Below are 1,023 nucleotides of genomic sequence, written 5' to 3'. Positions count from 1 at the left end.
GGACTCATGTATCAACGCCGTGGTGTTGGTTGAGTCTAGATCCTCGCTCACCCCATAGACAGTTTTCTTTCGTCGCTGTTGTGCCAGCTCTTTTAGCCTACGGTAGGCAAAACGGAATATTTCTGCTTCTGACACCTTACAACCAACCTGCCATTTGGCAATGAGTTCGGTGAGGTTCTCGCTTTGTATACGTGCATCGTCGGTTGAAATCACGAGTTTCTACCCCACGGACTCATTTGAGGGAAGAACCTCTTCGGCAGAACGACTCTCGCCATTATTGATGTCTCCATATGATTGCTCCGGCGGTGAGCTTATTGGCTCGGCCAGAGTTAGTGGGTTCTCATTTATCGTAATGTCACTGGCAAATTGGATTAAAGAGGAAGGCTGCTCACTGATCTTAAATTCGCCAAAAGAACGAGAGGGACAAACTCTAATATTGTGCTTAAATTGTGACGCTCTTGAGCATTATCGTCTACGACAAGCAGTTTTGACAAACCTTGCATAAGTAGGATGTATTGCCTTTATTATTGGTGTGATGCGGAAAACATTAAGCAACGTAATCTATAAAACGGAAAAAAGTATCATTGATAAGATTAACGATAGACAAATTATGAAAATCAGCAACGAAAAAAAGCCATTAGGCTATCTAATGGCTTCTATTTTATTTGATTAAAAAAATAAGGCAACCAACCAATTAGCTCATGTGAGCTTGGTTAGAACTTTGAAATATCTCTAAATACCCACTTCAGCAGAGGTTAAATTGTGATATTCATTCGGGATCTGGTCCCATGGGCTCTTAATCTCGCGGATGATATCAATCACATCGTCGATCGGTTGAGGATCATTTTTGTGATTCGCCGCAGAAATTTGCGTGATCATAAACTCGTAAAGTTGATCTAGGTTTTTCGCAATGTCACCGCCATCGTCCATTGATAGACAGCTACGAAGGCTAATAATGATGTCTAAAGCCTTACCAAGACGCTCACCCTTCACAGGAATGTTACCCGCTTGCATCGCCGCCTT

At 42.4% G+C, this 1,023-nt stretch carries 1 protein-coding gene and 2 pseudogenes; all 3 read right to left on the bottom strand.

The window, feature by feature from the left end; all coding sequences use genetic code 11:
• Positions 1-213: pseudogene (locus tag KIV40_RS28735) on the bottom strand (hypothetical protein); the annotation flags it as partial.
• 209 nt (positions 214-422) lie between these two features.
• Positions 423-503 (bottom strand): annotated as a pseudogene (locus tag KIV40_RS28730) (hypothetical protein); the annotation flags it as partial.
• Between the two features lie 229 nt (positions 504-732).
• A partial coding sequence (fliS, locus tag KIV40_RS28725; protein WP_285352629.1) for a flagellar export chaperone FliS occupies positions 733-1,023 on the bottom strand: 291 nt, incomplete at its 5' end.

The sequence above is a fragment of the Vibrio sp. D173a genome (assembly GCF_030248475.1).
Note: the sequence above shows the minus strand (reverse complement) of the source record. Positions and strands in the feature narration are given on the sequence as shown.